The sequence below is a fragment of the Pseudomonas viciae genome, assembly GCF_004786035.1.
Lineage (GTDB): Bacteria > Pseudomonadota > Gammaproteobacteria > Pseudomonadales > Pseudomonadaceae > Aquipseudomonas > Aquipseudomonas viciae.
Genome location: NZ_CP035088.1, coordinates 3629631 through 3654060, shown reverse-complemented (window position 1 = coordinate 3654060; position 24430 = coordinate 3629631). Strand labels below are relative to the sequence as shown.

General features: G+C 61.1%; 21 protein-coding genes. 8 read left to right on the top strand and 13 right to left on the bottom strand.

All coding sequences use genetic code 11. From position 1 onward, the window contains the following. Positions 1-6 precede the first annotated feature (6 nt). Genes nosZ through EPZ47_RS16185 form a run of 5 tightly spaced genes read left to right on the top strand, consistent with a single transcriptional unit; the run spans position 7 to position 5568 of the window. Positions 7-1926, top strand: a complete 1920-nt coding sequence (nosZ, locus tag EPZ47_RS16205; RefSeq protein WP_135845712.1) for a TAT-dependent nitrous-oxide reductase — start codon at positions 7-9, stop codon at positions 1924-1926. A 26-nt stretch (positions 1927-1952) separates the two neighbouring features. Beyond that, on the top strand, positions 1953-3272 hold the full coding sequence (locus EPZ47_RS16200) for a nitrous oxide reductase family maturation protein NosD (protein WP_135845711.1): 1320 nt from the start codon (positions 1953-1955) through the stop codon (positions 3270-3272). Then, entirely contained in the window at positions 3269-4186 is a 918-nt protein-coding gene (locus EPZ47_RS16195; protein ID WP_135845710.1) for an ABC transporter ATP-binding protein, read from the top strand. The genes EPZ47_RS16200 and EPZ47_RS16195 overlap by 4 nt, the downstream gene beginning before the upstream one ends. Further along, complete coding sequence (locus tag EPZ47_RS16190; protein WP_135845709.1) at positions 4183-5013, top strand: ABC transporter permease; 831 nt, start codon at positions 4183-4185, stop codon at positions 5011-5013. The genes EPZ47_RS16195 and EPZ47_RS16190 overlap by 4 nt, the downstream gene beginning before the upstream one ends. A gap of 30 nt (positions 5014-5043) precedes the next feature. Beyond that, positions 5044-5568 carry a nitrous oxide reductase accessory protein NosL gene (locus EPZ47_RS16185; RefSeq protein ID WP_135845708.1) on the top strand — a complete coding sequence of 175 codons (525 nt, stop codon included), beginning with the start codon at positions 5044-5046 and terminating at the stop codon, positions 5566-5568. A gap of 86 nt (positions 5569-5654) precedes the next feature. On the opposite strand, the gene EPZ47_RS16180 is transcribed toward EPZ47_RS16185, so the two are convergent. Next, positions 5655-8228, bottom strand: coding sequence for a bifunctional diguanylate cyclase/phosphodiesterase (locus EPZ47_RS16180; RefSeq protein WP_135845707.1), 2574 nt, complete (start codon positions 8226-8228; stop codon positions 5655-5657). Positions 8229-8551: 323 nt separating this feature from the next. Between EPZ47_RS16180 and leuA the strand changes: the two genes are divergently transcribed. After that, complete coding sequence (gene leuA, locus EPZ47_RS16175; RefSeq protein WP_135845706.1) at positions 8552-10258, top strand: 2-isopropylmalate synthase; 1707 nt, start codon at positions 8552-8554, stop codon at positions 10256-10258. Between the two features lie 53 nt (positions 10259-10311). Here leuA and EPZ47_RS16170 read toward each other — a convergent pair whose 3' ends face one another. Next, a complete protein-coding gene (locus tag EPZ47_RS16170; protein WP_135845705.1) occupies positions 10312-12108 on the bottom strand; it encodes a methyl-accepting chemotaxis protein in 1797 nt (598 codons plus the stop codon). A gap of 315 nt (positions 12109-12423) precedes the next feature. On the opposite strand from EPZ47_RS16170, the gene EPZ47_RS16165 reads away from it, so the two are divergent. Continuing rightward, complete coding sequence (locus EPZ47_RS16165) at positions 12424-14547, top strand: TonB-dependent siderophore receptor (protein WP_135845704.1); 2124 nt, start codon at positions 12424-12426, stop codon at positions 14545-14547. Between the two features lie 122 nt (positions 14548-14669). Here the strand turns inward: EPZ47_RS16165 and EPZ47_RS16160 are convergent, their stop codons facing one another. The 7 genes from EPZ47_RS16160 to ribBA all read right to left on the bottom strand — a co-directional run bounded on the left by EPZ47_RS16160 (position 14670) and on the right by ribBA (position 21673). Then, positions 14670-15713 (bottom strand): LLM class flavin-dependent oxidoreductase, encoded by a 1044-nt coding sequence (locus tag EPZ47_RS16160; RefSeq protein ID WP_135845703.1) that lies wholly within the window; start codon positions 15711-15713, stop codon positions 14670-14672. A gap of 29 nt (positions 15714-15742) precedes the next feature. Then, the gene (locus tag EPZ47_RS16155; protein ID WP_135848012.1) at positions 15743-16228 is read right to left on the bottom strand and encodes a flavin reductase family protein; all 486 of its coding nucleotides are present in this window, start codon (positions 16226-16228) and stop codon (positions 15743-15745) included. A 47-nt stretch (positions 16229-16275) separates the two neighbouring features. Continuing rightward, positions 16276-17427 carry an ABC transporter ATP-binding protein gene (locus EPZ47_RS16150; RefSeq protein ID WP_135845702.1) on the bottom strand — a complete coding sequence of 384 codons (1152 nt, stop codon included), beginning with the start codon at positions 17425-17427 and terminating at the stop codon, positions 16276-16278. A gap of 17 nt (positions 17428-17444) precedes the next feature. Then, the gene (locus EPZ47_RS16145; RefSeq protein WP_135845701.1) at positions 17445-18254 is read right to left on the bottom strand and encodes an ABC transporter permease; all 810 of its coding nucleotides are present in this window, start codon (positions 18252-18254) and stop codon (positions 17445-17447) included. Between the two features lie 6 nt (positions 18255-18260). After that, complete coding sequence (locus tag EPZ47_RS16140) at positions 18261-19193, bottom strand: ABC transporter permease (RefSeq protein ID WP_135848011.1); 933 nt, start codon at positions 19191-19193, stop codon at positions 18261-18263. Next, positions 19190-20215: an ABC transporter substrate-binding protein gene (locus EPZ47_RS16135; RefSeq protein ID WP_135845700.1), complete on the bottom strand. Its 1026-nt coding sequence runs from the start codon at positions 20213-20215 to the stop codon at positions 19190-19192. Before EPZ47_RS16135 ends, EPZ47_RS16140 begins: the two co-directional genes overlap by 4 nt. A gap of 348 nt (positions 20216-20563) precedes the next feature. Continuing rightward, a complete protein-coding gene (gene ribBA, locus EPZ47_RS16125) occupies positions 20564-21673 on the bottom strand; it encodes a bifunctional 3,4-dihydroxy-2-butanone-4-phosphate synthase/GTP cyclohydrolase II (protein WP_135845699.1) in 1110 nt (369 codons plus the stop codon). Positions 21674-21755: 82 nt separating this feature from the next. Between ribBA and EPZ47_RS16120 the strand changes: the two genes are divergently transcribed. Continuing rightward, positions 21756-22049 carry a DUF1330 domain-containing protein gene (locus EPZ47_RS16120; RefSeq protein ID WP_135845698.1) on the top strand — a complete coding sequence of 98 codons (294 nt, stop codon included), beginning with the start codon at positions 21756-21758 and terminating at the stop codon, positions 22047-22049. A 6-nt stretch (positions 22050-22055) separates the two neighbouring features. Here EPZ47_RS16120 and EPZ47_RS16115 read toward each other — a convergent pair whose 3' ends face one another. The 4 genes from EPZ47_RS16115 to EPZ47_RS16100 form a co-directional block, all read right to left on the bottom strand. Next, entirely contained in the window at positions 22056-22619 is a 564-nt protein-coding gene (locus EPZ47_RS16115) for an NUDIX hydrolase (protein WP_135845697.1), read from the bottom strand. 1 nt (position 22620) lies between these two features. Then, positions 22621-23373, bottom strand: coding sequence for a GntR family transcriptional regulator (locus tag EPZ47_RS16110; RefSeq protein WP_135845696.1), 753 nt, complete (start codon positions 23371-23373; stop codon positions 22621-22623). 60 nt (positions 23374-23433) lie between these two features. Then, on the bottom strand, positions 23434-23838 hold the full coding sequence (locus tag EPZ47_RS16105; protein WP_135845695.1) for a carboxymuconolactone decarboxylase family protein: 405 nt from the start codon (positions 23836-23838) through the stop codon (positions 23434-23436). Positions 23839-23937: 99 nt separating this feature from the next. After that, positions 23938-24423 (bottom strand): flavin reductase family protein, encoded by a 486-nt coding sequence (locus tag EPZ47_RS16100; protein WP_135845694.1) that lies wholly within the window; start codon positions 24421-24423, stop codon positions 23938-23940. Positions 24424-24430: the final 7 nt, after the last annotated feature.

Below are 24430 nucleotides of genomic sequence, written 5' to 3'. Positions count from 1 at the left end.
CACAGCATGAGCGACAAAAAAACCGAAACCACCGGTACAGCGGAAGAACCCCGGGGTGTCAGCCGACGCAGCTTTCTGGGCACCGGTGCCGTCACCGGCGCGGTACTGGCCGGCGCCACGGCGCTGGGCGCCGGCACGTTCACGCGTGAGTCCTGGGCCGCAGCGGCCAAGGAGGCCAAGTCCAAGGTCCATGTCGGGCCTGGCGAGCTGGATGAATACTATGGCTTCTGGAGCGGCGGCCACCAAGGCGAGGTGCGGGTGCTGGGGGTGCCGTCGATGCGCGAGCTGATGCGCATCCCGGTGTTCAACGTGGACTCGGCCACCGGTTGGGGCCTGACCAACGAAAGCAAGCGCATCCTGGGCGACAGCGCCAAATATCAGAACGGCGACTGCCACCACCCGCACATCTCCATGACCGACGGCAAATACGACGGCAAATACCTGTTCATCAACGACAAGGCCAACTCCCGGGTCGCGCGTATTCGCCTGGACATCATGAAGTGCGACAAGATTCTCACCGTGCCCAACGTGCAGGCGATCCACGGCCTGCGCCTGCAAAAGGTGCCGTACACCAAGTACGTGTTCGCTAACGCCGAGTTCGTGATCCCGCACCCCAACGACGGGCATACCTTCGACCTGCAAGACAAAAACAGCTTCACGATGTTCAACGCCATCGATGCCGAGAAAATGGAAATGGCTTTCCAGGTGATCGTCGACGGTAACCTGGACAACTCCGACGCCGACTACACCGGCAAATACGCTGCCAGCACCTGCTACAACTCGGAGAAGGCCTACGACCTGGGCGGCATGATGCGCAACGAGCGCGATTGGGTGGTGGTGTTCAACATTCCGCGTATCGAAGCCGCGATCAAGGCCGGCAAATTCATTCACCTGGACGGCTCCAAAGTGCCGGTGGTCGATGGCCGCAAGACCGATGGCAAGGACTCCGAGTTCACCCGCTACATCCCCGTGCCGAAGAATCCCCACGGGCTCAATACCTCGTCGGACGGCAAATACTTCATCGCCAACGGCAAGCTGTCGCCCACCGTCTCGATGATCGCCATCGACCGCCTCGATGACCTGTTCGCCGACCGCTTCAAAGACCCTCGCGAAGTGATCGTCGCCGAGCCGGAACTGGGCCTGGGGCCGCTGCACACCACGTTCGACGGACGCGGCAATGCCTACACGACCTTGTTCATCGACAGCCAGGTGGTGAAGTGGAACATGGACGAGGCGATCCGCGCCTACAAGGGTGAGAAGGTCAACTACATCAAGCAGAAACTCGACGTGCAGTACCAGCCCGGCCACAACCATGCCTCCCTGACCGAAACCAGCGAGGCGGACGGCAAATGGCTGGTGGTGTTGTGCAAGTTCTCCAAGGACCGTTTCCTGCCCACCGGTCCGCTGCACCCGGAGAACGATCAACTGATCGACATCTCCGGCGAGGAAATGAAGCTGGTGCACGACGGCCCGGCCTTCGCCGAACCCCACGACTGCATCCTCGCCCGGCGCGACCAGATCAAGACCCAGAAGATCTGGAACCGCAACGACCCGTTCTTCGCCGGCACCGTGGAGCTGGCCAAGAAAGACGGCATCAACCTGGAGACCGACAACAAAGTCATCCGTGACGGCAACAAGGTGCGGGTCTACATGACGTCGATGGCGCCGGCCTATGGCTTGACCGAGTTCACCGTCAAGCAAGGCAACGAGGTGACGGTCACCATCACCAACATCGACCAGATCGAGGACGTTTCCCACGGTTTTGTCATGACCAACCATGGCGCGAGCATGGAGATCAGCCCGCAACAGACCTCATCGATCACCTTCATCGCCGATAAGGCTGGCTTGCATTGGTACTACTGCAGCTGGTTCTGCCATGCCCTGCACATGGAGATGGTCGGGCGCATGCTGGTTGAAAAGGCCTGAGACGGCTTATCAAGGAGGCAGGTTCAATGACTGGGAACACGCAGCAACCTGCGGGCCATGCTCGCCAACCGGTCATTGCGCTGGTGCTTTGTTTGATGTCGGGCGGTGCGCTCGCCGCGCCGCAGCCGATCACCAATCTGCCTTTGCAGGCCGAGGGCGACCAGCACTGGCGTCTACCTGCCGGGCAATACCAGGGCTCGTTCAGCATCGACCAGCCGATGACGCTCACCTGTGCGCCGGGCGCTGTGTTCCAGGGGCAGGGCGAGGGCAACGGGTTGATCATTCGCGCGCCGAACGTCCAGGTCCAGGGCTGCACGTTCCTGGACTGGGGACATGACCTGACGGCCATGAACGCTGCCGTATTCATTCAGCCCGTCGCTCAGGGTGCGGTGGTTCGCGCAAACCGGATGCAGGGCCAGGGCTTCGGCATCTGGGTCGATGGCACGCGGGACGTGAGCCTGATCGACAACCGCATCCAGGGCGACCCCAGCCTGCGCTCCCAGGATCGCGGCAATGGCATTCATCTGTATGCCGTGCACGGTGCCCGCGTCATCGGCAACCAGGTGCGCGAAACCCGCGACGGCATCTACATCGACACCTCCAGCGGCAACCTGTTGCAGGGCAATACCCTGGAGGACCTGCGCTATGGCGTGCATTACATGTTCGCCAACGATAACCGCCTGCTGGACAACGTCACCCGGCGTACTCGCACCGGTTATGCCTTGATGCAAAGTCGTCAGCTGACCGTGATCGGCAACCGTTCCGAACAGGACCAGAACTACGGGATCCTGATGAACTACATCACCTATTCCACCCTGCGCGACAACTTCGTCACCGACGTGCGCGACGGGTCTACCGGCGACACCATGATCACCGGCGCGGAGGGCAAGGCCCTGTTCATCTACAACTCGTTGTTCAACCGCATCGAAGGCAATCACTTCGAACGCAGTGCGGTGGGCATCCACCTGACTGCCGGCTCGGAGGACAACCGCATCGCCGGCAACGCCTTCGTCCATAACCAGCGCCAAGTCAAATACGTCGCCACCCGGCTGCAGGAATGGTCGGCGGAGGGGCGCGGCAATTACTGGAGCGACTACCTGGGTTGGGATCGCAACGGTGACGGGGTAGGGGACGTGGCCTATGAACCCAACGACAACGTTGATCGCCTGCTGTGGCTGTACCCCCAGGTACGGCTGTTGATGAACAGTCCGGGGATCGAACTGCTGCGTTGGGTGCAGCGGGCGTTCCCGGTGATGAAATCCCCTGGGGTCATGGACAGCCATCCGTTGATGGAAACCCCGGTCCATCCCCCATCACGCAACAGTGCGCAGGAGGACGCGTCTTGAACGTCGTCGAGATCGAAGGCGTCAGCCAACACTACGGCGACGTCGCAGTGTTGCGCGGGCTGAACCTGAATTTGGCCCAGGGCGAAGTGCTGGGCCTGTTCGGGCACAACGGTGCGGGCAAGACTACGACCATGAAGTTGATACTCGGCCTGCTGCGGGCCAGCGAAGGCCAGGTGCGTGTCTTCGGTCGAGCGCCCAGCGACTCGAGCGTGCGGCAGATGCTCGGCTACCTGCCGGAGAACGTCATGTTCTACCCGCAGTTGAGTGGGCTGGAAACCCTGCGTCACTTTGCCCGGCTCAAAGGCGCGGCACCGGAACAGGTCGAGCGTTTGTTGGAGGAGGTAGGGCTGGCAGATGCGGCCCGGCGGCGCGTGCGAACCTATTCCAAGGGCATGCGTCAACGCCTTGGCCTGGCGCAAGCCTTGCTCGGCCAGCCGCGTCTGTTGCTGCTGGACGAACCGACCGTGGGCCTGGACCCCATCGCCACCCAGGACCTCTATCAACTGCTTGATCGCCTGCGCTGGCAGGGCACCAGCATCATTCTCTGCTCCCATGTCCTGCCGGGGGTCGAGGCGCACATCAACCGCGCCGCGATCCTGACCCAGGGGCGTCTGTTGGCCTTGGGCAGTCTGGCTCGGTTGCGCGAAGACGCAGGGTTGCCGACCTTGATCCGTGCTTCGGGGTTGGTTCGTTCCGCGCAGTTGCTGCAACGCTGGCGCAGCGAAGGGCATGTCACCCAGGGTTGGGGCGCGGCAGGCTTGCAGGTGTCCGCGCCGGACGGCAGCAAGCTCGTCTTGCTGCGGCAGTTGCTGGCCCAGGACAACCCGACGGATGTCGAGATCAAGCCGCCGTCCCTGGAGGATCTGTACCGCCATTACATGGTCCGCGCGGCGGCCGAGGAGGCCAGCTCATGAACCCGATCTGGAACATGGCCCGCAAGGAATTCAGCGATGGCTTGCGTAATCGCTGGCTGCTGGCGATCAGCCTGTTGTTCGCGGCGCTGGCCATCGGCATCGCCTGGCTCGGCGCGGCGGCCTCTGGCCAATTGGGGTTTACCTCGGTGCCAGCGACGGTGGCGAGCCTGGCCAGCCTGGCGACGTTCCTGATGCCCTTGATCGCCTTGCTCTTGGCCTACGACGCGATTGTCGGCGAAGACGAGAGCGGCACTTTGCTGCTGTTGCTCACCTATCCGTTGGGGCGCGGTCAGTTGCTGCTGGGCAAGTTCGTCGGTCAGGGCCTGATCCTGACCCTGGCGACGCTGATTGGCTTCGGTTGCGCGATGCTGGCCATTGCCCTATTGGTGGACGATATCGAACTGAGCCTGCTGCTCTGGGCCTTCGGCCGCTTCATGTTGTCCACCACCTTGCTCGGCTGGGGCTTTCTCGGGCTGGCCTATGTGCTGAGCAGCCTCTCGGCGGAAAAGTCCACCGCAGCCGGGCTGGCGCTGGGGGTGTGGTTTTTCTTTGTGCTGGTGTTCGACCTGGTGCTGCTGGCGCTATTGGTGCTTAGCGAAGGCCGGTTCAGCCCGGACCTGTTGCCGTGGTTGCTGCTGTTCAACCCCACGGATGTGTATCGGCTGATCAATCTGTCCGGGTTCGATCCTGCGTCCAGCGGCGCCGCCGTGCTGACCCTGGGCAGCGACCTGCCGGTGTCGGGGCCTTTGCTGTGGGTGTGCCTGTGGCTGTGGGTGGCATTGCCGTTGTGGTTGGCTTATCGGTTGTTCAATCGCCGGTGTCCGTGATTTCTGATGTTTATAAGGGAGCATGCAACGATGAACAGGCTGTATTTCAAGGCGAGCCGTCTCTTGGCCGGGGTGTTGGTGTGCCTGGCGCTGGTGGCGTGTGACAAAGCCCCGCCACCGGTCAGCGAGGCGGCGCTGGCGTTTCACCCCACTGACGAATGCCACGTCTGCGGCATGGTCATCAACGACTTTCCCGGGCCCAAGGGCGCAGCGGTCGGCGCGGGGAACGTCAGGAAGTTCTGCTCGCCGGCGGAGATGCTTGGCTGGTGGTTACAGCCGGAAAACCACCGCGCCGATGTGCAACTGTACGTCCACGACATGGGGCGCAGCCATTGGGATACGCCGGATGATGCTCATCTGATCGATGCCAGGACCGCTTATTTCGTGATCGGCTCCGGGCTCAAGGGCGCCATGGGCGTGGTCCTGGCCTCGTTCTCCGACGCCCAGGCGGCGGAAAAACTCGCCAGGGACACCGGCGGCCGGGTGTTGCGCCTGGACGACATTGACCAGCAGTTGTTGGGGCAGGCGACGGCCATGTCGCCGATGAGTCATTGATGGACTAGTCCTGGAGGGCGGAAGACTCAGATCCCATCAAATGTATCCACTCCGAATCTCCTGTGGGAGAAAGGCGCGAGCCAGCTCTATAACCACCTGGGCGTGGTGAAGAACGAGGCCATTTCCGAGCGGGCCAGTGCCGAGCCGAAGTAGGGGCCTTGCACATGGTCGCAAGCGACGCTGCGCAGTTGGCTGAATTGCCGGGCGTTTTCGATGCCTTCGGCGGTGACCATCAGCCCTACGCTGCGGCTCAATCGGATCATCGCCAGGACGCCTTCCTGGTCATGTTCCAAGCCCAGCTGCGCGAGGATATTGCGATCGAAGCGGATGCCATCGAACGGCTGGTTCAATACTTCGCGAAGGGATGCGATGCTCGTGCCGAACTTGTCGATGTTGATCCGTACGCCGAGATCTTTCAGGGCATGAAGGGTGCGGGCGACGGTCTTATGGTCGGCCAACAGCACCCCTTCGGCCACTTCCAGGGTCAGCCGATGAGGCTCCAGGCCGCTTGCGTCAAGGGCCGTTTGCACCTGGTTGAGCAGAAAGCTGCTGCTGAACCACTTGGGCGAAACCGCGACGGACACGCTGACGGCGGTCGGCCAGGTAGCTGCTTCCTCACAGACGTTGATCAGCATCCAGGTCCCCAGTTCTTCCAACTGGCCTGACGCTTCGGCGACCGGTATGAAGTCGGACCCGCCCAGTTCACCTTTTTCGGGATGATGCCAGAAGGTCTGGGCTTCAAAGCCATGCAGTTGCTCGGCGCTCACGTTGAAGCGCGGTAGATAACGCAGCTCCAGCTGATCCTCCTGCATCGCATCACGTAGTTGTTGCTCGTATCGTCGACGGTCGCGGGCCACATTGCCCATGGCCTCGACATATACGCGCCAGGTATTACGACCAGCCGCCTTGGCCGCATACAAGGCAATATCAGCGTGGCGCAATAATTCATCGGCATGTTCGTCGCCGGGTTGCGACCAGACAACGCCGATGCTCACCCCCAGGTACAGGGTATTACCGTCCAGGTGCATGGGGCGTTGCATGCAATCGATCAAGCGCTCACAGAGTTGATCGAGATCGTGCGCATTGCCCGGGTCGGGCATGACGATGACAAACTCATCACCGCCCAGACGGGCCACCAGATCGGTGTCGCGCACGTTTTGCTGAAGGATATGGGCCACCTCCCTGAGCACCTTGTCCCCCACGGCATGCCCCAGGGAATCGTTGACCGGTTTGAACCGATCCATGTCCAGGTTCAACACCGCCAGCGAGGTACCGTCAGATCGATCCAGGTGCTTGCGCAGGCAATCGAACAGATGGTTTCGGTTGGCCAGGCCGGTCAGCGGGTCGTGCAGGGAAAGATGCTTGATCTGCGCCAGGGCCCGTAGCTCGTCGGTGATATCGGTGGCGGTGCCGCGAAATCCCAACGCGCCGGATTCGATGGCCCGCACCGACAGCTTGCAGGTGCGGATGCGCTGGTTGCGTGCGGTGTACTCGCATAACAGTGGGGCGGATGAGGCGCTGTCGGCGCCGCCGAGCAACCATTGAGCAATCGAAATCGAGCCACCGTGGGGGTGCAGCAGCCGGTAGAGGGGCTTGCCCAACCACTCGGTAGGGCTGAACCCGGTCACTTGTTCGAAGCGATCAGACAGGTAGGTCAGCGTCCCGTTCGAGTCGATCTCCCACAGCCAGTCAGAGGACACTTCGGCAATGTCTCTGAAGCGTTCTTCACTGCGTTCCAAGGCCTTGCGGTGAGCCAGTAAGCTGGTGTACTGGCGCTCCTGTGCGCGGAGCATGGCCAGGGCATGGCGTAACACGGCCAGCGCCAGAAAGGCCAAGACCAGTAATGCCAGGGCCAGCAAGGGCAGCAGGATCCTGCGCAGATCCTGACCCGGCGTCGATGGCCGCCATGCCAGGGCCTCTTGGGTCAAGTTGTCGAGCAGCACCTGGGCGGTATCACTGGGGCCCGGTGTTCTGGCGATATGGGCATCGGGCAGGGCAAAGTCCCGCGCCAGGCCTTGCAGGGCGGCGGAATCGAGGACTTTTACGAACAGCAGCAGGCTGGGCGGGCCGGGGATTTCGGCCACGCTATCGTCCGTGCCGGTGGTGATGGCGGAAGTGGCGACGAACGCGGGCATGCCGTCGTGATGCAACAGTTCGACGACAACTTCATCGCGGTTCTCCGATGCACTGGCTTTTTCCTCCAATGCGCGCAGGTTGCCGGTCAGCCATGTGTCGGCATCGACCTCATCCATCTTGCCATCGATCACCGAATAGACGGTTTTACCTGTCGGGGAAATGACAAACACCGCCTGGTAACCGTAGAGCGAGTAAACGCTGCTGCCGACATTTTCCTGGTCGTAGGCCCACTCTTTGTCCATTTCGACATGCAAATGCCGGTAAGCATCGCTCCACTTGGAATAATCGCTCAGGTCCCGCCCGATGCCCGTGCGGATACCATCAATGGCCCGCTGGGCAAAAAACAGGCTCTGTTCACGGGCGCGCTGGTCCTGGACCTGGGTGATGTTGAGCAACACGGCGATCGCCAATGCGGACATGACAAACAGCAGGAGCATGATGGCCGGGAAGGTACGACGGGTGAAGCTTCGGGTTGGCGAGCCCGGGGAAAGAACGATTGAGTCGTTGCCAGCATCTTCAGTCATAAATAAGTCATCAGCCAAAAGCGATTTCACCCGCACCTGTCCTTTATCGGCTGTAGGGCTGATTAACTTAGTGGTGGTCGTAATTGGTGCACAGGGGCGCGTTGACGTGCAGGTTTTTGGCGTTGTTGATGATGCGGCTATTTTGATTATTTATTGCTGAAAAGTTTTGATAATTCGTTTTTGCTATCATTTTCTTCGTATTTTAAGACATAGTTTGCAATCCTTGAGCAGCCGGCAATCTCTAGAATACGGTGTATTGGATCCAATCTGGTTCGCCTCTCGCGAATCGATCCAGTGGCTGTTGTCCTCAAGGAGACGAACGCATGATGCTCAGCGACCCTTCCCTCAAATACCGCCATTTCTCCACCGTGGACTTGCCTGACCGGCAATGGCCGTCCAAGGTCCAGCGCCAGGCACCGACCTGGTGCAGCGTCGACATGCGCGATGGCAACCAGGCGCTCATCGAGCCGATGAACGCCGAGCGCAAGCGGCGGTTCTTCGAGCTGTTGGTCAAGACCGGCTTCAAGGAGATTGAGGTGGGTTTCCCCGCCGCTTCGCAGACCGATTTCGACTATGTGCGTGAGTTGATCGAGGGCAACAAAATTCCACCGGACGTGACCATCCAGGTCATGACCCAGGCGCGTACGCATTTGATCGAGCGAACCTTCGAAGCGCTGAAGGGCGCCCCGCGTGCCATCGTTCATGTCTATAACGCCACCGCACCGGTGTTCCGTGATGTGGTGTTCGGGGTCGATAAAGCCGGTTGCATCAAGATTGCCACCGATGCAACGCGGGAAATCAAGGCGCTGATGCAGCAGTACCCGCAGACCGAGTGGACGTTCCAGTATTCGCCGGAAACCTTCTGTTTCACCGAGCTGGATTTCGGCCTGGAGATTTGTGAGGCCGTGGCCGCGCAATTCGAGCCCACCCCGCAGAACAAAATGATCCTCAATCTGCCGACCACCGTGGAGGTCTCCACCGCGAACGTGTTTGCCGATCAGATCGAATGGTTCTGCCGTCACTTCAGTCGTTTGGACAGCGTGATCATCAGCGTCCATCCGCACAACGACCGCGGCACCGGTGTCGCCACGGCCGAGCAGGCTTGCCTGGCGGGTGCCCAGCGGATCGAAGGAACGCTGTTTGGCAATGGCGAGCGTACCGGTAACGTCGATATCCTCACGCTGGCAATGAACCTCTATACCAGCGGGATTTCCCCACGGCTGGACTTTTCCGACATCGTGCATGTGCAGCGTGAAGTCGAGTACTGCAACCAGTTGCCGACCCACCCGCGGCATCCCTATGCCGGCGAGCTGGTATTCACGGCGTTTTCCGGTTCGCATCAGGACGCGATCAAGAAAGGCTTTGCCGCCCGCAACGCCCACCCCGACGGGTTCTGGGAAGTTCCTTACCTGCCCATCGACCCGGCAGACATGGGGCGCAGCTATGAGGCGGTCATCCGCGTCAACAGCCAGTCCGGCAAGGGCGGCGTGGCCTACCTGCTGGAGCAATACGGCATCGTCCTGCCGCGGCGCCTGCAAATGGAGTTCAGCGGCCTGGTCCAGCAAGTGGCTGACGATACAGGCCGGGAGATCACCAGCGAGATGATCCTGGAGTGTTTTACCGAACAGTACCTCACCGAAGGGATGCCTTACCGGCTCGGCAAACCGCAAGTGGTCAGCGAAGGTGACACGACCTACATCGATGCGCGGTTGGTCGGACCACAGGGCCCGGTGCACCTGGCCGGCGAGGGTAACGGCCCGTTGGCGGCCATGGTCGATGCGCTCGCCGCCTGCGGCATCAACCTGGATATTGCCGATTACCATGAGCATGCGACGCGTGACGGAGCTCAATCCGAAGCAATTGCCTACGTCGAGATCCGCTTGGGCAGCCAGTTCATCTTTGGCGCGGCGCGCGATGGCAGCTTCCTGTCGGCGTCCTTGAAGGCCTTGGTGAGCGCCGTCAACCGGGCGACCCGCAGCGGCTTGCTTGGCTCGCTGAAGACCTCAGCGTCGGCCCGGATACACCATTAAAATGCAAACCCTGTGGCAGCAAGCGCCCTCGCCACGGGGTATTTGCCTGGCGATCACTCCGCCAACAACACCGCCGCATCGAAACCCACCCGCAAGTTGCCCCAATGACGGCCGCCGAAGAAGAAGGGTACGTCGATCTCGGTCATGATTTCCCCGGTATCGCGCAGGTAGGTCTGGAGCAGGAAGCGCTGGACGTTGCCCGCTGCGCGCAGGCCGATCGGGTCGCCGAAGATCCGTTTGTTGCGGCATACCGGCAGGTCGACTGTGCGATCACCCGTGGGCGGCTTCGACACCCAGCTGTTGTTCACCGGGCAATAGCCCTTGGTATCGACGATAAACGACACCTTGCCACCCGGCGTGCTGCGGGTGAGCTTGTCGCATTCTTCCTGGCAGACCTGGGCAAAGCGTTCGGTATAGCCGGTCATGTATTGCTTGGGGTCGGTGCCGGGGATCAATTGGTAGTTCTGGTCGAACAGGTTGAGGCCTTCCTTTTGCAGCGCTTCCAGGCGTACCTGGAGGATGTCGCGGCACTGGCTGGCCCGGGTGATGGCGGCATCCAGCTTGCCGTGGCCGAGCACGAACCGACCCAACAGCGCCTGCACTTTTTCGGCAACACCGGAGAGGTCACGGGTCGCCGTCGCCGAATGCTGCATACGCTGGTCGATCAACTGGCTATCGGCATGGATCTGGGTCACCCGTTCGTTGATGCCCGTATTGCTGTCGGCGAACTGCTGGATATGCGTGGCAATGTCCGCCAGTTTGCCGTTGGTGGATTCGAAATCGCCGATCATGCTTTCGAAATGACCGGAGGCGCGCTCCACCACTTTCTGAGTTTCCCGGGCGCTGTGGCTGATCTGGGTGGTCTGCTCGTGGGTGGAGCCGACCTCTTCAAGCATGGCGTCGATGTTGCGCGAGATATCGTCCGTTGCCCGGCTGACATTCTGCGCCAATGTGCGCACTTCATCGGCCACTACGGCGAAGCCCCGGCCACTTTCACCAGCCCGGGCGGCTTCGATGGCAGCGTTGAGGGCCAGCAGGTTGGTCTGGGCAGAGATTTGCTGGATCAACCCGACAATGGATTTGATGCTTGAAGAGCGCTGGTTCAAGGCGCCCACCAGCGTCGCGAATTCATTGAGGCTGCTGGAGATTTCACTGATGTTGCCAGTCACTTCCAGAAGCTCGGCGTAGGAGTCGCGGGCCATGCTCAGGTTCTGGGCGGTGGTGCTGGAGATGCCCTGGGTCTGGCGCGAGACTTCTTCAATGCGGCCCACGGCGGTGTTGCTCTGGTCCATCACTTCCTTGGCGAAGCGGGCCTGGTGGGTAGCGCTGTCACTGGAATCGCTGATGTTCTTCAGCGAACGCGCCGATTCGACGGCGATGTGCACGGTCAGGGCCTGGACGTTGCTGATGATCTCCCGCTGCTTGGCCAGGAAACGATTGCAGGTGCCGGCCAGCGTCCGAATCTCGTCGTGGGTCACCAGCGGCAGGTCCTTGGACAAGTCGCCTTCGCCGTTGGCGATCTCTTCCAGGGCCTTGGTCATGGCGGTGACGGGGCGCACGATGAGGTGGCGCAAGTACCAGACCATGAAGCTGATCATGCACAGCGACAGAAACGCACCGAAGAGCAGGGCATGGGTGAGGCTGTCGAGCCGACCCTCGATCTGCCCCAGCATTGCGCCGTCCAACTGCGCGTTGCGCAATTGCAGCAGGATATCGGCGCGTGCGCTGAGGGTCACCCAGTACAGCAGGCCACTGACCAACACCAGCAGGAAAAGGCTCGACAGCTTTTTGGTGAGCGTATCGAAAAATTGCATTTCGATAGACTCGTACAAGGCCTTTAACGTCTGCATGCCGCTGCTCCTGGGCAAAGAAATCTCTCAATGGAATACATTCGACCGCGAGTGGCAAAGCTTTAGGGGGATAGGGCGATTTGATATCACTTTACGTGATTTGGCGTAGCCCAGCGCAGCACGGACCCGTGGGAGCGGGCTTGCTCGCGAAGGCGGTAGCACATTCAACACTGATGCAACTGACCCATCGCATTCGAGCAAGCCCGCTCCCACAGGGGTTTGATGATGGTCAGTAATGAATAGAAAAGATTTACTGGGAATCGTTCTCAAAGTATATTCGCTCTCATTAACATCCCCCCCTATGAGTGCAGCGTCTTGAATCGTTCCACCCCCCTCGCTAATCGCAACGTCTTCATCAAGTGTGTATTGCCAACCTTGTCTTGCTGCTTCATCGCAAGTCCGGTGTGGGCACAGGACACCCTTGAACTGCCGGCTACGGACATCCAGGGCAGTCGCATCACTCAGGACGAGGGCTACACGGCATCGCAAGCCAGCACGGCGAGCAAAAGCGATGTACCGATCAAGGAAGAGGCGCAATCGATCAACGTGGTGACCCAGCAGACCCTGGACGACTATCAGGTGCGTTCGCTGGCCGACGCAATGAAGTTCGTCAGCGGCGTCAGCCAGGGCAATACCTTGGGCGGCTCGCGGGACTCGTTGGTCAAGCGTGGTTTTGGCACCAACGACGACGGCTCGATCCTGCGTGATGGCGTGCGTTCGAACCTGGGGCACAACTTCAGCGCCACCACCGAACGGGTCGAAGTGCTCAAGGGCCCGGCCTCGATGCTGTACGGCGCGCTGGAGCCTGGGGGCCTGGTCAACGTCATCAGCAAGAAACCCGAGTACACCCAGAGCACCACGCTGAGCGGCTCGGCCTACAGCGAGGGCGGCGGCACCATGGCCCTGGACACCACTGGGCCGTTGGGCGATACCGGCCTGGCTTATCGTTTGATTGCCGAGCGTGGGCACGAGGACTACTGGCGCAACTACGGCGTCAACGAGAGCACGCTGGTGGCGCCGTCCTTGGCTTGGACGGGGGAGCGGGCTTCGTTGAACCTCAGTTACGAGTACAACGAATATTCCAATCCATTCGATCGCGGAACGGTGTTCAGGAATGGGCATCCGGAGGATATCGACTATGACAAGCGTCTGGATGAGCCGTGGGCCAAGAGCGTGGGAATTCGCGAGACGGCCACGGCGCGGTTTGAGTATGAACTGAGCGAGGATTGGAAAACGCGGGTCACCTATGGCTGGAACAATGACCGGTATAGCCTTTCAATCGCGCAGCCGCGGATGACAAGCGGCGGTGTTTTCCAGCGTGCTGCCAACGGCGCGCACTACGACGATGAAACCCGCTACGCCAGCTGGGATTTCATCGGCAAGCAGGAGCTATTCGGTCAACGTCATGACCTGTTGATCGGCGTGGATAACCAGGTATCCGATCAGTTCCGTGGCAAGACCTACCGTGGGGCCTATCAAGCGGGTTTCGACATCACAGCACCGGTGTACGGTGGTCTGGAAGAACCCAGCGTCATCAGTCCAGGCCAAAGCAACTTGAGCAACAAACTGACTTCCAGCTCGGTGTACCTGAAAGACAACTGGCACCTGGATGATCGCTGGATCCTGGTCTTTGGGGGGCGCTACCAGCATTACGACCAATTCAGCAAGCAGGGGCTGATCACGAGCGTGCCGGTTCGTGACGACAATGGTGATGCTTTTGTTCCGTTCCTGGGACTGGTCTATAAAGCCACCGAGACCCTGTCTCTGTATGGCAACTACAGTCGCTCTTTCAAGCCCAACGATACCGTCGACGACAATCTCAGCACTTTTAAACCGGAGGAAGGACGCAGTTACGAAGTCGGCGCCAAGTACGATCCATTGCCGGGGCTGAATATCAATCTGGCACTGTTCGACATCGTGAAAAAGAACGTTGTGACGTCCTCCACTGTCAATGGTGTGACCCTGTCGGAGGCTGCCGGCAAAGTCGGCTCCCAAGGCCTGGAACTCGACATCACCGGTCGTTTGGCTGAGCGTTGGGACTTGATCGGCACCTACGCCTATACCCATACAGAAATACTTGATGATCCCAAGGACGAAGGCCATCGCCTCGCCGATGCACCCAAGCACACCGCCAGCCTATACCTGAGCCACCACCTGAACGTGCCAGCCGAATTCGGTGTCTGGCACGCCGGCGCCGGTGCGCGGTATGTCGGCGAGCGCGCCGCTAACAAGGCCAACGACTTCTGGCTCAGCAGCTACACCGTCGCCGACGCGTTCCTGCGCTGGGAATCTCCAGTGCTGGGGCACAAAACCTCGTTGCAGTTGAACGTGGACAACCTGTTCGACAAGCAGTACTACCCGTCGTCCACCGGCAGCGAACAGCAAGTCAATGTCGGTGAACCGCGTACCGCCCGCCTGAGTGCCAGCGTGACGTTCTGATCCCTCCTGAAAACAAAATGCCCGGACCTTGAAGTCCGGGCATTTTTTTGGGGATCACCTTCAGATTTCGGCCGCCATCGCGAGCAAGCTCGCTCCCACTATCAGGTCTCAAGGGCTGCGGATCAGCGAAACGCCGGCACCACCTGCTGGATAAACAACTCCAGAGACTTCTTCTTCTCGGCATGGGACAAGCTGTTGTCGCACCAGAAGCTGAACTCATCCACCCCCAATTCCTGGTAGTACTTGATCCGCTCGATGATTTCCTGCGGTGTGCCAATCATGGTGTTCTTGCGGATGTTTTCCAGTTGGAACTCCGGACGCTCGGCGAATTTTTCTTCGGGGCTTGGCGCGAGGAAACCGTTGACCGGCACTTGCTTGTTGCCGAACCAGGCATCGAAGGTGCGATAGAACTTGGAGATTGCCTGGGCACCGACTTTCCAGCCCTCGGGATCGTCCACGGCATGCACGTGGGTGTGGCGCAGCACCATCAATTGCGGGCGCGGTACGTCAGGGTTGTTGTCCAGGGCGGCCTGGAACTTGTTCTTCAGGTCCAGGACTTCTTCATCGCCCTTCATCAACGGCGTGACCATCACATTGCAGCCATTGGCGACGGCGAAGTTGTGGGAGTCCGGGTCGCGGGCGGCGATCCACATCGGCGGGTAGGGTTTGCGGATCGGCTTGGGCACGCTGGTGGAGGTGGGGAACTTCCAGATTTCGCCGTCATGGGCGTAGTCGCCTTGCCACAGGGCGCGCACCACCGGGACCATTTCCCGCAGGGCCTGGCCGCCGGAGGACGCTGGCATGCCGCCAGCCATGCGGTCGAACTCCACCTGATAGGCGCCACGGGCCAGACCGACTTCCATGCGGCCGTTACTGATCACGTCCAGCAGCGCGCATTCGCCGGCCACCCGCAGCGGATGCCAGAACGGCGCGATGATGGTGCCGGCGCCGAGGTGGATGGTGGTGGTCTTGCCCGCCAGGTACGCCAGCAGCGGCATCGGGCTGGGCGAGATGGTGTATTCCATGGCGTGGTGTTCGCCGATCCACACGGTGCTGAAGCCGCCGGCCTCGGCCAGCAGGGTCAGCTCGCTCAGGTTCTCGAACAACTGGCGATGGCTGACGCTTTCGTCCCAACGCTCCATGTGTACAAACAGGGAAAATTTCATGGCGCTTTCTCTTGTCGTTGACGATCGGTTCAGGCGAGGACGGGCAGGGCGCCCATCTTGCCGTGGCAATAAACCAGCGGCCCCGGTGTGTGTTGCGGCACGATCAGATTCTTCACGGCACCGACCATGATGGCGTGGTCGCCGCCTTCGTATTCACGCCACAGTTCGCATTCGATGATGGCGGTGGCATTGCTCAGCAGCGGGTTGCCCAACTCGCTCAGGGTCCACTCGATGCCCTGGGCCTTGTCCTTGCCTTTGCGCGCGAAGGCGTAGGCTTCGTTCTGTTGCCCGCCGGAGAGCACGTGGATGGCGAAGCGGCGGTTCTTGATCAGCACCGGGTAGGAATCGGAGCTGTAGTTGGGGCAGAACAGCACCAGGGCCGGGTCCATCGACAACGAGCTGAACGCGCTGGCGGTGAGGCCGACGATTTGCCCATCGTCATCGAGCGTGGTGATCACCGTCACGCCGGACGGGAACGAGCCCATGACTTGTTTGTAAACGGCGGCGTCGATCATTGGACGATCCTCGGGTGCGGCTTTCATGGAGGGGCAGGCGGCGTTCATCAATGGGCACCGGCGGCTTTGTTCAGGTCGCTCTCGACCCATTGGGTGTAGACGCAGGCATCGGCGGTGGCCCAGCGCACACGCACCGGGTCGCCGGCCTTGAGGGGCATGCCGGCGGCGGAAAGCGCCTTGACGGTCATGGCGGTTCCACTGGAAGTCACCACGCTGCAGGTCTGGCTTTCGCCGAGAAACAGCACTTCGACGACCTTGGCCGAGACTTCATTCCAGCCGGCTGCCAAGGGCTCCTGGGCGGCTTGTTCGACGCTCAAGGCGAGGGCTTTTTCCGGACGCACCATCAGCAGCACATCCTGGTCTGTTTGCAGGCCGGCGGTCAGGCGGATCGACAGTGACTGGCCTTCAAAGGTCGCCACCGCGTTGCCCTGGGCCTTGAGCTTGAGGAAATTGGAGTTGCCCAAGAACGAGGCCACGAAGGCATTCGGCGGGTTCTGATAGAGGTCATAGCCGCTGCCCAGGCCGACGATCTTGCCGTGGCTGAAAATCGCAATGCGCTGGGACAGGCGCATGGCTTCTTCCTGGTCGTGGGTCACGTAGACGATGGTAATGCCCAGGCGCCGATGCAGCTGGCGTAGTTCATCTTGCAGGTCTTCACGGAGTTTTTTGTCCAGCGCGCCGAGAGGTTCGTCCATCAGCAGGATGCGTGGCTCATAGACCAGCGCCCGGGCAATCGCCACGCGCTGCTGCTGGCCGCCGGAGAGTTGCGAAGGACGACGATGGGCGAATTCTCCGAGTTGCACCAGCTTGAGCATCGCATCGACCCGGCGCTCGCGTTCAGCCGTCGCCAGTTTGCGGATCGCCAAAGGGAACGCGATGTTGTCGCGCACCGACAGATGCGGGAACAGCGAGTACCGCTGGAACACCATGCCGATGTCGCGTTTGTGCGGTGGGACGTTGACCAGGGACTTGCCGTCCACGAGGATCTCGCCGCTGCTGGGGGTTTCAAACCCGGCGAGCATCGACAGCGTGGTGCTCTTGCCCGAGCCACTGGAGCCGAGGAAGGTCAGGAATTCACCGTCCTGGATGTCCAGGGAGATATCGTCCACGGCGGCAAAGTCGCCGTAGTGCTTGTTCAGGTTGCGCAGGCTGACCAGGGTCTTGTTGTGCTGTTGTGCGGGGTCTTTGACGGCACTCATCGTGTTCTCCTAGGCGCTCAGGCGCTGATTTCATTGCGCCGGCGCAGGGCGGCGGCGATCACCATCACCAACACCGAGAGGCCGATCAGCAGCGTCGAAGCGACGGCGATCACAGGCGTCAGGTCCTGGCGCAGGGTGGTCCACATTTTTACCGGCAGGGTTTGCAGGGTCGGGCTGGCCATCATCACGCTCAGCACCACCTCGTCCCACGACACCAGGAACGCGAACAGGGCGCCGGCAACCATGCCCGGGCGAATCGCCGGGAACGTCACCTTGAACACCGCTTGCAGGCGTGAGGCGCCGCAGATCACCGCCGCGTCCTCGATGGATTGGTCGAACAGCTTGAGCGAGTTGATGATCGAGATAATGGTGAAGGGCAGTGCGACGATCACGTGACTGACCACGAACGCGAACAGCGTCCCGGTGTAACCCAGTTTCAGGAACAGCGCGTACACCGCCACCGCGATGATCACCAGCGGCACGATCATCGGCAGGGTGAACAGGCCATAGAGCAGTTCCCGGCCCGGGAAACGTCCGCGGACCAAGGCAAACGCGGTGGGCAAACCCAGCGCCACGGCGCAGACGGTGGTCAGGACCGCGACCTTGAGGCTGGTCAGCGCCGCGTTCATCCAGTCGGGGTTGGAGAAGAACTGGCCGTACCATTTCAACGTCCAGCCCGGTGGCGGGAACACCAGCCACTGGGATGAACCGAACGACAGCAGCACGATGAACACGATCGGCAACAGCAGGAACAGCGCGATCAGGCCGGTGGTGAAGTACAGGCCGAACCGCATGCGCCGGCTCATGGCATTGGGGGTCAGGAGCATGACGGCTTACCTCGCGTTGCTGGCACCCACCGGGGATTCCGGCTGGAGCTTCAGGTAGAAGTAGAACAACACCAGGGTGATCGCCACCAACAAGGCGGCGCCGGCACTGGCCAGGCCCCAATTGAGGAACGACTGCACCTGCTGGATGATGAATTCAGGCAGCATCATGTTCTGCGCACCGCCCAGCAGTGCCGGGGTCACGTAGTAACCGAGGGACATCACGAACACCATCAACCCACCGGAGAACAGCCCCGGTCGGCACAGTGGCAGGAACACCCGGAAGAAGTTGGTCCAGGGGCTGGCGCCACAGATGGAGCCGGCCTGCAGGATCATCGGGTCGATAGCCTGCATGGTTGCCTGCAACGGCAGGACGATGAACGGGATCATGATGTAGCTCATGCCGATCACCACGCCGGTGAGGTTGTGCACCATCTCCAACGGCTGGTCGATGATGCCCATGGCCATCAACGCCTTGTTGATCACCCCGGAGGCTTGCAACAACACCAGCCAGGAGTAGGTGCGGGCCAGCAGGCTGGTCCACATCGACAGCAAGACGATGTTCAGCATCCAGCGCCCCCAGCCTCGGGGCACCAGGGTGATGGCCCAGGCCAGGGGAAAGCCCAGCAACAGGCTGAACAGCGTCACCAGCCCGGCCACCGAAAAGGTGTTGAACAACACCCGGGCATAGGCCGAGTTGGCGAACAGTTGCTCGTAATTACCCAAGCCGGGCACCGGTTCCAACACCCCACGCAACAGCAGGCCAATCAGCGGCGCCAGGAAGAACAGGCCGAGGAACAGCAGGGCGGGAACCAGGTTGCCGACCCCGCGCCAGCGCTGGGCCAGCGACGGGTTTTGCGCAGTCGCCAGCGTCTTGCCGGTTGCCGTACCGGCAGCGCCAAGGGCGCTCCCGGTGCGGGGTGTCGTTGCCGACATTTTCATTTCACCAGCCATTCGTTCCACCGTGTCGCGATGTCCTGACCGTTCTTGGCCCAGTACGCGAAATCAAGCGTGATCTGATCCTTGGCGTAGGCGGTCGGCAGGTTGGGGGCGAGCACCGAGTCCAGGCGCGCGACGCTGTCGACGTTGACCGGGGCATAGGCGGTCAGGTTGGAAAAGTCGGCCTGGCCCTTGGCGCTGCTGGCGTTGGCCAGGAACTTCATGGCTGCGGCCTTGTTTTTCGAACCCTTTGGGATGACCAGGATGTCGGCCATGACCAGGTTCTGCTTCCAGCTCACGCCAACCGGCGCGCCGTCCTGTTGCAGGGCATAGATGCGCCCGTTCCAGAACTGCCCGATGCTGGCTTCGCCGGAGGCAAGCAGTTGCTGGGACTGGGCGCCGCCGCCCCACCAGACGATGTCTTTCTTGATGGTGTCGAGTTTCTTGAAGGCGCGGTCCAGGTCCAGCGGGTAGAGCTTGTCTGCCGCTACGCCATCGGCCAGCAGGGCCAGTTCAAGGACGCCTGGGCTCGGCCATTTGTACAGGGCGCGTTTGCCTGGGTAGGTTTTGGTGTCGAACAGGGCGGTCCAGTCCTGGGGCTTGCCGGAGCCCAGCTTGCCTTCGTTGTAACCGAGGACGAACGAGAAGTAGAACGAACCGACACCGTGATCGGAGACGAAGCGCGGGTCGATCTTGTCGCGCTGGATGACTGAGAAATCCAGGGGTTCGAGCAGGCCTTCAGCGGCGGCGCGCAAGGCGAAGTCTGCCTCGACATCGACCACGTCCCACTGCACGTTGCCGCTTTCGACCATGGCCTTGAGCTTGCCATAGTCAGTCGGGCCATCTTGGACCACGGTGATGCCGCTGGCCTTGCTGAACGGGTCGGCCCAGGCCTGCTTCTGCGCGTCCTGGGTGCTGCCGCCCCAACTGACGAAGTTGACGCTTTCAGCTGCCAACGTTGCCTGGCTGGCGACGCTCAACAGGCCCGCAAAAAAGATTGCGGCTGCACTTTTCTTCAACACCATTTTCACGCCCTCATTGTTGTGTTTTTGAGCGGGCTTTTGTTGCCCGCCTATCGGGAGCAGTAGGTCCATCTGGCCTTAAAGGCGACCGTGCCAAGGGCTCTTGTTTGTGCTTTCCCTGTCAGGGGGCACTTGGCTGAAGTGTTCGGTCTATGGAATATCATATTATGGTATTCCAAACTTTCTGCAAGCATTTTGCCGTACCGGCTATCTGCCTGAATGAGTTTTTGTGTACCCCTGTGGGAGCGGGCTTGCTCGCGAAGACGGCCCAACATTCAACATTGCTGCAAGCTGATCCACCGCTTTCGCGAGCAAGCCCGCTCCCACAGGTCCGTGTATGTAGGCTCGGCCCTAGCCGGTAAAGGGAATACTCTCCACCACCTCCAAGTCATACCCCGTCAACCCCGCGTACTTGAGCGGCGGGCCCAAATGACGCAATTTGCCGACGCCCAGGTCTTGGAGGATCTGCGCCCCGGTGCCCACTTCAGAATAGATGCGCGATTGCGACCGGCTGAACTGTCGCGGCGGCTGGGTCAGTTGCGGTACACGCTCGAGCAGCGCCTGGGACGACTCGTGGTTGGCCAGCACCACCACCACGCCACAGCCTTCTTCGGCGACCCGTTGTAGGGCCGCCCATAGGGTCCAGTTGGAAGGACCGTTGTATTCGGCGCCCACCAGATCCCGCAGCGGGTCGATCACGTGCACCCGCACCAGGGTCGGTTCTTCCCGGCGAATGTCGCCCATGACCATCGCCATGTGTACGCCGCCTTCGATGCGATCTTCGAAGGTGAACAAGCGGAATGTGCCGTGCACCGTGGGCAACTCCCGTTCGCCGATGCGCAGCACGGTGTGTTCGGTGCTCAGGCGGTAGTGGATCAGGTCGGCGATGGTGCCGATCTTGATTCCGTGCTTGCGGGCGAACACCTCCAGGTCCGGGCGGCGGGCCATGGTGCCGTCGTCGTTCATCACTTCGACGATCACCGATGCTGGCGTGAAGCCGGCCAGGCGCGCCAGGTCGCAACCGGCTTCGGTGTGTCCGGCGCGGGTCAGCACGCCACCTTCCTTGGCGCGCAACGGGAAGATATGCCCCGGCTGCACGATATCGGCGGGCCCCGCGTCGGCGGCAACGGCGGCGGCGACGGTACGCGCACGGTCGGCGGCGGATATGCCGGTGGTCACGCCTGTGGCGGCTTCGATAGAAATGGTGAACGCGGTGCTGAACACGCTGCCGTTGCTCGGTACCATTTGTTCCAGACCCAAGCGCTGGCAGTGTTCGTCGGTCAAGGTCAGGCAGATCAGCCCGCGGGCTTCCCGGGCCATGAAGTTGATGGCCTGGGCGTTGCAGCAGTCGGCGGCCAGCAGCAGGTCACCTTCGTTTTCCCGGTCTTCGTCATCCACCAGCAACACCATCTTGCCCAGGCGGTAGTCTTCGATGATTTCCTGAATGCTGTTAAAGGCCATGTCGGGCTCTCTTTGTTTTGATGGGCGCTTGCTGGAATTATCTTGTGGTATACCATAATACAAAATAACCCGAGAGGTCACTATGAAGGCGTACTGGATTGCTCATGTGGATGTCACCGACCCCGATCAATACAGCCAATACACCCAGCGGGCGCCAGCGGCGTTTGCTCTGTATGGCGGTCGGATGCTGGCTCGGGGTGGGCGTAGCGAGGCGATGGAAGGCAGGGCTACGCCGCAACGTAGCGTGGTCATCGAGTTCGACTCCTACGAGCAGGCGCTGGCCTGTTATCACTCGGAGCAGTATCAGGCGGCGAAGGGGCATCGCGAGGGTGTGGCCCGGGCCGAGGTGATCATCGTCGAGGGCGTGGCAACCTGAGGCCTGTCAGCGGATGAAATGGATCTTGCCGCTGTCGTCGTTGCCGATGTAGATGCCATAGACCCCGGCCTGGCGTTCCTCGATGTAACGTTCGAGGATCTGCCGGATGGCCGGGTAATAGATGCTGTCCCACGGAATGTCTTCCGGGGCGAAGAACTGGCAGGCGAGGGTTTCCGGCCCGTACTGGCCGGTGATCTCCAGCGCTGTAGCGCGGAAGATGATGTACACCTCGCTGATCTTCGGCACGCTGAAAATCGAGTAGGGCGAGACAATTTCTGCGCGCACGCCGGTCTCTTCCCAGACTTCCCGCAGCGCCGCGTCCTCAGTGGTTTCGCCACCTTCCATGAAACCGGCCGGCAAGGTCCAGGTGCCGGGGCGCGGTGGGATGGCGCGCTGGCACAACAGGTATTTGCCGTCCTGCTCGATGATGCAGCCGGCAATGATCTTCGGGTTGACGTAATGGATGTAGCCGCAGCCGCCGCACATCAGTCGCTGGTGGGTATCGCCCGCTGGCAGGCGGTGACTCAGGTCACTGCCGCCACACTTTGGACAAAAGCTCGGGCTGAACATATCAGCGACCTATGCGAGGTTCTTTCAGGGCGATGGGCGCCGTGATTTCAGGGATGTCGCCGGTTTCTTCCTGCTTGCGCTTGAGGTAGTCCAGAGCGACCTTGGCGGCGGCGCGCACGTGGTCGACGCACGCCTGGTGGGCGGCCAGCGGATCGCCGCTCTTGATGGCCTCGACCATGCGTTCCATTTCCTGGTTGCTGCTGCCGCGACGGTTTTCCTGGGACACCGATGTGGCCCGCAGGTAGCTGATGCGGGCCTGCAACTGGCGCAACTGGGTGGCGGCGACATGGTTGCCGGAACCTTCGAGCAGTACGTCGTAGAAGCCCTGTACCGAGTCGATGACCTGTTGCAGCTCGCCATCCTTGAGGGCCTTGCGGTTCTCTTCCAGGGCTTTCTCCAGCGCCTTGATGTCCTTGGCCTTGGCCCGCAGGGTGAAGAGCTGGACGATCAAGCCTTCGAGCACACAGCGCAATTCATAGATGTCGCCGGCATCGGCCAGGGTGATGATCGCCACCCGTGGTCCCTTGGCATCGGCGAATTCCACCAGGCCTTCAGACTCGAGGTGACGCAAGGCTTCGCGCACCGACGTGCGGCTCACGCCCAGGCGATCGCACAGATCGCGTTCGACCAGGCGATCGCCCGGCAGAAGCTGGAAGTTCATGATGGCACTTCGCAATTTATCCAGCACGATCTCGCGCAGGGTAACGGGGTTGCGATTGACCTTGAAGCTGTCGTCGAGTGGCAGGCGTTTCATGGGGTCCGCTCTGTAATATGGCTGTCCATGCCAAACGGGCAACATCCGTGCACGTTCAGATCAAACAGCCGAGGGTTGACTGGAGGCCTCGGCGTCGGCTTCGGCGAAGGCTTCACGGGCAAGCCGGAAACTGTCCACGGCAGCCGGGACGCCGCAATAGATACCGACCTGAAGCAGAATTTCGCGTATTTGCTCACGACTCAAGCCGTTACGCAAGGCGCCACGCACATGCAGCTTGAGTTCGTGGGGGCGATTGAGTGCCGAGATCATCGCCAGGTTAATCATGCTGCGTTCCTGGAGCGACAAACCCTCACGACCCCAGACATGGCCCCAGCAGTATTCGGTGACCATTTCCTGCAGGGGGCGGGTGAAGTCGTCGGCGTTCTCGATGGAGCGCTGCACATAAGCCTCGCCCAGCACCTGAGTGCGGATCTTGAGGCCTTGTTCGTATTTATCGTTGCTCATCGGTGTGTGCTCTTAAGTCAGCCCATCACTCAGGGGCGTGGGGGCTAGTATAAAAACGGGCCGCACCAGGGAGTGGTGAGGTGCAACCCAAAAGTAACCTCAGGCCAGTGCCGGCAGCGGGCCCAGCTTGCCTTTGTGGTAGATCATCGGTGTGACCGGCTGTTCGGGCAGGATCAGGTGCTTCACCGCGCCAACGATGATCGCGTGGTCGCCGCCGTCGTATTCGCGCCACAGTTCACATTCGATAATCGCCGTGGCCTTGCTCAGCAGTGGGTTGCCCAGCGCGCTGAGGTGCCAGTCGATGCCTTTGGCCTTGTCCTTGCCTTTGCCTGCAAACGCGTAGGCTTCGGCGGTCTGGTCGGCGGACAGCAAGTGGATCGCGAACTGCTTGCTGTCCCGCAGGATCGGGTAGGTGTCGGAAGCGTAGTTGGGGCAGAACAGCACCAGCGCCGGGTCGATTGACAGCGCACTGAAGGCGCTGGCGGTGATGCCGACGATATTGCCGTCCGGGTCCAGGGTGGTGACCACTGTGACGCCGGACGGGAAGGAGCTCATGACTTCTTTGTAGATGCCGGGTTCGATCATTTCTCAG